Source organism: Pseudomonas fluorescens, from assembly GCF_000967965.1.
Classification (GTDB): domain Bacteria; phylum Pseudomonadota; class Gammaproteobacteria; order Pseudomonadales; family Pseudomonadaceae; genus Aquipseudomonas; species Aquipseudomonas grandcourensis.
In genome coordinates, this window is the sequence record NZ_LACC01000006.1 from 59,725 (window position 1) to 66,447 (window position 6,723).

Annotated in this window: 5 protein-coding genes and 3 pseudogenes; 6 read left to right on the forward strand and 2 right to left on the reverse strand. The window is 56.6% G+C overall.

Going from position 1 to position 6,723, the window contains the following annotated elements:
* Window positions 1-114: 114 nt before the first annotated feature.
* The 6 genes and pseudogenes from VC35_RS04565 to VC35_RS04590 all read left to right on the forward strand — a co-directional run.
* Window positions 115-1,113 (forward strand): annotated as a pseudogene (locus VC35_RS04565) (DNA cytosine methyltransferase); the annotation flags it as partial.
* 492 nt (window positions 1,114-1,605) lie between these two features.
* Window positions 1,606-2,268: a hypothetical protein gene (locus VC35_RS29880; protein ID WP_052960538.1), complete on the forward strand. Its 663-nt coding sequence runs from the start codon at window positions 1,606-1,608 to the stop codon at window positions 2,266-2,268.
* A gap of 70 nt (window positions 2,269-2,338) precedes the next feature.
* Entirely contained in the window at window positions 2,339-2,479 is a 141-nt protein-coding gene (locus VC35_RS29885) for a hypothetical protein (RefSeq protein ID WP_223464821.1), read from the forward strand.
* Window positions 2,480-2,870: 391 nt separating this feature from the next.
* Window positions 2,871-3,983, forward strand: a complete 1,113-nt coding sequence (locus VC35_RS04580; protein WP_046038051.1) for a phage integrase Arm DNA-binding domain-containing protein — start codon at window positions 2,871-2,873, stop codon at window positions 3,981-3,983.
* A gap of 272 nt (window positions 3,984-4,255) precedes the next feature.
* A pseudogene (locus VC35_RS04585) lies at window positions 4,256-4,402 on the forward strand (site-specific integrase); the annotation flags it as partial.
* A gap of 550 nt (window positions 4,403-4,952) precedes the next feature.
* Window positions 4,953-5,228: pseudogene (locus tag VC35_RS04590) on the forward strand (type 2 periplasmic-binding domain-containing protein); the annotation flags it as partial.
* A gap of 94 nt (window positions 5,229-5,322) precedes the next feature.
* Here the strand turns inward: VC35_RS04590 and VC35_RS04595 are convergent.
* Window positions 5,323-5,973: a response regulator gene (locus VC35_RS04595; RefSeq protein ID WP_046038054.1), complete on the reverse strand. Its 651-nt coding sequence runs from the start codon at window positions 5,971-5,973 to the stop codon at window positions 5,323-5,325.
* A partial coding sequence (locus tag VC35_RS04600) for a response regulator (protein WP_185754735.1) occupies window positions 5,970-6,723 on the reverse strand: 754 nt, incomplete at its 5' end. The genes VC35_RS04595 and VC35_RS04600, both read right to left, overlap by 4 nt.

The following is a 6,723-nucleotide window of genomic DNA, read 5'->3' on the forward strand; positions in this document are numbered from 1 at the left end:
CAGGTGCGCCAGCGCCGACGACAGATATGGCTGGATCTACCGGCCCACGGAAATGAAGAGGCAGGCCATGTCCGAAGAACAGCAGGAGCTGACGGCGGAAGCCATCAAGCAGCGCAAGACAAGCCAATGGCAGTGAACACCATGCGCCGCGTGGCCAAGGGTTGCTGGCGGCACGTGCTGACCAGCGCGAAGCCATTCATTGTGCCGATGCGCGGAACATCGGAAGCGCACACCAGCACTCACGGTGTCGACGAAGCACTATCGACCATCAGTGCCGGCGGCACGCATCACGCACTGGTGCAGCCGGTAGCGGCGCCGTTCCTCACCGAGTGCGCCAACGGCTCGTCGCAGCGCAACTTCAGTGCGCTGGAGCCACTGCGCACCCAGGTCGCACAAGTCAAAGGCGGCCACTTCGCGATGGCCGCAGCAAACATGGTGACATTGCGGAAAGGCTCGATCGGCGCCGACGTCACCAGCCCACTCGGTGTGGTCGCCACGAGTACCGGACATCACGCGGTATCGGCTGCATTCTTCGAACAAGCAAACGGTGGGTTCTACGACGGTGACGGCCGCGCCGCAGACTCGCCGCTCTCGACCATCTGCCAATCCGGCGCCAACCAGCGACTGGCGAACGCCTACCTGGTGAAGTACTACGGCAACGAGAAGGACGGCATATCGCTCACCGAACCAATGCACACGCTGCCGACGAAGGATCGCGTCGCGCTGGTCGAGGTCGTGCAGGTGCCGGACACCCTGACACCTGAGCAGTTGGAAGGCGCCCGCCGCTGCGCCGCGTTCATGCATGAGCATCTGCCCGAGCACTTCAAAGACCCGGCGGACCTGGTCATGGTCGGCGGCTATGTGCTGGTGGATATCACGCTGCGCATGCTTCAGCCGCCAGAGTTGAAGGCCGCGCAAGGCTTCGACAAGGCCTACATCATCGACCGCGGCCTGTTTGTCGACCCGGTCACTGGTGCCGAAGAGTGGCGTGACATCAACAAAACGGACCAAGTCCGGCTGATTGGCAACAGTGTCTGCCCGGATGAGGCCGAAGCACTGGTCAGCGCCAACGCCGCCGACATCATCGAACTTTACCAGCGCCTCGCGGCGTGACTCATCCTCACCTATTGAACTGAACCAAACAAAAAAAGGCACCCGCTAAGCAGGTGCCTCTCACCGGATTAAGCAGGGGTAGGGCCCCGCTCCGGCAGTTCAGTAATACCCCACTTCTACGAATCACGCCAGCTGGCGAGAAAGGAAGATGATAGAGGCATGGCGGCAGCTTAATCCAGGATCAGAACGCTAGCCTGCTGCGAATCAATAGTAGGGATCAGCCCCGAGCCCTGTTGATGTGCGAGCCAGGCCCGAGTCATCTTCACGTCGAATCGCCAGCCATGGGTTTCCATCCAAACAAGCGCTGTATGGGTAATTCGATATTGTCCGCACTTTACGCATGATCGTTCCTGGTAATCATCACCAGCAGCGACGTCCGAGGCAGGCTCATCGCAAATTAGGCATTCCATATCTACCTCCATTGGCTGAACTCTTAACTATAGACGACTCCCCCCCACCACCGCCCGGGCATGCCCCGGCATAGGACGCCCCATGCCCACAGAAAACCAATCCAACACAGTCACCACGCCTCGCCAGGGCATGGAGTTCTGGGACAAGTTGAATGCTCTGCCGCGCTATGCCTTTTTACTTTCCCCGTCAGGCACCTCGGTTCAGAAGTTCGAGGACAAAGCCATGGGCAACTGGATCGATGTGCACGAAGCACAGCAGGTCGTGGACCAGGCGCAGGAGCGAATCAGCGAACTGCGTGACGAACTGGGTGCAGCGAAGGGTGAATATGATCGGGCAGTGAATAAGGTTGACTCGCTGCAGCAACGCCTGAACGCAGCGGATCAGCGGATTGGTGACTGCTCCGGTACCTGCGAGTGGAGTCGGGAAGACGACAGCGGCATCTGGCATAGCAGCTGTGGCGTGACCTGGTCATTCCATGATGACGGTCCGGAAGAGAACAGCATGCACTTCTGCCATTCCTGCGGGAAGACGTTGGTGGTTGAAGCCACCGCGTCGGAACCCGAGCTGGATGATGACTGGCATATGAACCCCTGCAAGCAAGGTCATCGCGATGTCGGCGCGGCCGGCGGCGTAGCGCACTGCTACACCTGCGACGAGAAGATCACGGCGGCCACCACTCAGGAAGCGTTTGAACTCTGGAACGCAACTCATCCAGCAGGCGCGCAGTCAGCCGAATCCCGATAGGAGTACATCTGTACTCCACCCCCTCTGCCCCCCCTTTAAAGTCAGCCGCTATAGCGGCAAGGACGAAGTCATGCCTATTGAAAACCACCCCCCTGAGTTCGAGCTCAACGGCAGCCAGCCCGCCCTGCACTGCTGTGCTTCCAGGTTGGCGAACAAGACTGGGGCGCCGCTACCGATGAAGCAGAAGCCCGCCGCGTGCTCGCTGAAATGAACGGTGATGACCCTGCCGACTACGCGGACTGGGAGGTCGAGTTGACCAGCGAGGACATGCTCGACAAGCAATGGGTTGATGAAGACCCGCCACATGCGTAGTGCGGCTGCCTACGTCAGTGGCTGGCGGAAGCCAACGAGCCTACCTACCTCATCGGGACGGAGTAAACGCCATGCTCATCCCTATAGCAGCCCCGCTCTACATGCTCTGGCTCATCTACAAGGGGCCGCGCCGGTAAGGGTTCACCCCGCCAGTCACCTCAGGGGAGAAAGCGTGTACGCAACTGGCGAGGTGAACCAATAAACCGTAGCTCACCTTCAAAGCGTGCCTCACGCCCTTCATCAGAATTCCACATACCCACCCTGCCGCCGCGCGCGGCATGGAGCATCCAATGTCGCCACGGCAGCGCAACACTGCGAACAAGAGCCTTCCGCAGAACCTCTACTTCGACGCGCGGCGCTCGACTTATCGCTACCGCCGGCCAACCGACGGGAAGTGGTTCCAGTTTGGTACCGACCGCATCAAGGCCATCGACGCTGCGAAGCAGTTGAACCTAGAGTTTATGCGCGGTGCCGATCTGGTCGGTGCTGTGTTGAACAACTCTGTCGAATCGTTTGCCGGATTCCTCGATACATACGAGCACGACGTCCTGCCGCCGCGGGAACTGGCCAAGGGCACGCTCAACCTGTACGCGGTGCACTTCCGGCGCTTTTGTAAGCAGTTCGAAGGCAAGGCCGTCGACCAGATCACGATCCGCATGGTCGCGGAGATGCTGGATGCCCTCACCTCCCGGACGGCAAACCAATGCAGGGCACTGCTGATCGATGTTTTCAATCACGCTGCCGCCAAAGGCCTGTGCCCAGACAACCCGGCGGCGAGCACAATCAACCGCATTGAGAAGAAACAACGCAAACGCCATACCGTCGAAGGCTTGAAAGCCATCCGGGAGAAAGCGCCAGCCTGGCTACAGAGTGCAATTGACCTCGCCCTCATCACTGCCCAGCGCCGGACGGACATCCTGGATATGCGATTCGACGGTGTTCGAGAGGGCTTCCTGTACTTGGTGCAGAAGAAGACGGCCAAGGCCAGTGACGCAGCGTGGATTCGCTTTCGAGTGACGCCCGAGCTACAGGCTGTAATCAGCCAATGCCGTGACGACATAGCCTCGCCATACCTGGTGCATCGCAAGCCCGAACGCCGGAAACAGAAACAGGCGCAGCACAAGGACCACTGGACGAAGATTGAAGAGCGGTATTTGACGCGAGCATTCAAGGACGCCAGGGAGGCGGCAAACTGCTACGCAGGATGGAAGGAAGAAGAGATGCCGGGCTTCCACGAAGTGCGAGCACTATCGCTGCACCTGTATAAGAAAGCCGGAAAGGACGGGCAGAAAATCGCAGGCCATGCGAGCGAAGGCATGACCAAGAACTACCAGCGGGACCACGAGAAAATCATCTGGTCCGAGGCAGTTCCGGACCTGAATATCAGCGAAATCACCGGGTAGTTTTGCGCAGGCACAAAAAAGCCGATCTGTCTGATCGACTTAAGTATCTGATTTTACTCAGTAAATATGGTCGGGACGGAGTGATTCGAACACTCGACCCCTAGCACCCCATCTCCTTTTTCATACTTCTTGAAAGCTTCCAAAAATTTACTCTGGATTTTTCCAAGCTAGTATTTACTTGAGCTCCAGCGGTGTTCTGCTCTACGAGAGTCCAGTAACGTCCATCAAGAGCCGGCGTTTTTGTGGGGGGAAAAGTAGGGGGAGTCCATTTTATGGCCAAAAGCACCATCAAGGAACTCGAGTCGCTGACCGCCAATGATGCCGGCCGCATCCTCAGGGAGGATGGCAGTCTCGCCGGTCGAATCTCAGTGCGTAAGGACGGTGTGTCGGTCAGTTTTTTCTACCGGTATCGGTGGGGTGTTAGCTACGCTGAAAAAGTAGTGAGCTCACGGGGCCAGCACGTTTAACGGGATGAATGCATTTTGCAGCACCAGCGAGCCCCCAGTGCCTGAACTCAAGTTGTTCGTGGATCTGCCGCTAAGCAGGATGTACTTACACGTTTTACGAGCAGTTACAACATGAGGGGTAACACGATGACAAAATCAACCCATCAGCTGACTTGTTTAGCCTTCGTTCTTGGTTTCTCAATGCTCGCCTCTGTTCAGGCAACCGATGGCAGCATTCAATTTTCGGGAGGACTTTATGCCCCACCTTGCAAGGTCAGCATAGACACTCAAACGACACTAAATGAACGACAGTTTGTGCAAGTTCATCTTTCTGACTGCGATAACCCTGTCAGGGCCTCCTTGAGTACTCCTGGCACTACAAGCGCATCGGCCAAAATGCGTGTAGTTCACTCGCAGGCAGTGATCTCCTTGCCACTGGCCGCACAATCCCCCCGTGCCATGATTGTAACGTTGGAATACATCTGAGCCGGAGCTCTGGCGTACCTCCCTACCTAACACCATGGTTATCAACTTTTTCGAGTTCTACGGCATGAGCATCAAGGTGACGCAATGGACCAACGAACTGCAGACAGCCATAGGCCTGGTGGACGCCGACATTGGTGTCACGCTGGTACCGGCCACGGTGGAGTTGCTGCACCGCGACGACATCGGGTTCACCCCGGTGCTGGAAACCAACGCCGCTTCGCCGATCATCCTCAGTCGCCGCGTCGGCGATGTGTCACCGGGGGAGAGTCATTGCCTGAAAATGATCGAAGAGTTGCGCATGCGCAGACTCTGAAAACAGAGTACGTCACGGATAATGCCCTGCAGCGTTGCGGGCAATCATAAAGTCAAAACGACGGCCTGACTCAGGATCAGTGGAACGATGCCTGTCAAAGCAGGCCGTTTCGTAACGCGTATTCGTACAGCTCCTTGTCATTGGCGATCCCCAGCTTTTGCTGAGCTGATATTTTCTGATGACTGATGGTCTTCACGCTCCGATTGAGCATATTGGCTATTTCAGAAACCGTGTGCCCGCCCACGAACAGTCGCATGACCTCCGACTCTTTACTCGATAGCACCTTTTGCCCTGGGTCTCCACGCGAGTTCAAGTTATTGGCCTTGGCATCATTGAGCATGGCCTTGACTGCAGCATCGATGTACTTTTTGCCTTGGACAACAGCCCGAATCGCATCAACCAGGTTATCGTGCCCTCCACTTTTGAGCAGAACACCATCCGTGCCGGCATTGACGATATTTTCCAGTAATGATGGATTGGTCAACATAGTGAGAATGATCAGCTTGACGTCCGGATAGCGTCGTTTGACAAACGAAACCAGTGTCAAGCCGTCCCCATGTTTACCGCCAGGCATGTAGAAATCACTGATCAGCACATGGGGTTTTACTTTATCCATCAGCTCGACCAGTGCAGTCGAGTCTTGCGCCTCCCCGCAGATCTCAATTCCGGGCTCTCTTTCAAGAGCCATACGAACCCCGAACAAAACAATCGGATGATCGTCTGCCAGAACCACCTTAAGGGTCATGATGACGCCTCCAATATAGGATCCAAATATTCCTTCAAACTACTCAGGCACTCGTCAATTCTGGACAGGTGGCCAGAAGCGGCGATCTCTTCAAGGTGCGAGCAAAAATCCGCTGCGTCCATTGCACCGATCGTCACAAGTGCACCTTTGAGTCGATGTGCATACTGAGTGACTGCCGTAGCATTACCCTCTGACAACGAGTTCATCATGGCCGCCCAATCGTGCCTCGTTGTCGAAACAAACAAATCGCGCATCGCCGGATTAATTTCGTCCAGCTTTGCAATCACATTGACCTTTGAGACACCCGCAACAGAAACACCCACTGCCTGCAATGCCTCTCGTAGTCGCGCAAGAGAAACGGGTTTGGCCAGATAACCGTCCATGCCGGCCTGCACGCAGCGCTCTCCTTCCTCTGCCTGGGCATTGGCGGTTACCCCGACGATAGGCACTTTGATCCCCTCTGCCCGTAATCGGCGGGTCAACTGGTAACCATCCAGTTCTGGCATGTTCACATCCGTCACCACCATGTCGAAGTGCTCTCCACGTTGCCAGCGTTGCAAGGCTTCACGACCATCCGAAGCCATTGTTACCTGACAGCCCAGTTGCTGCAGTTGTTCGGTCAGTACTAACTGGTTGATGGGATGATCTTCAACCGCCAACACGTGCAACGTCTTGAGCACCGAGGGCACAATGACAGCCGATGTCCCGAGCCCGTCCGGTTCGTTCTCGTCAGCCAGTTGCAAGGCTTGC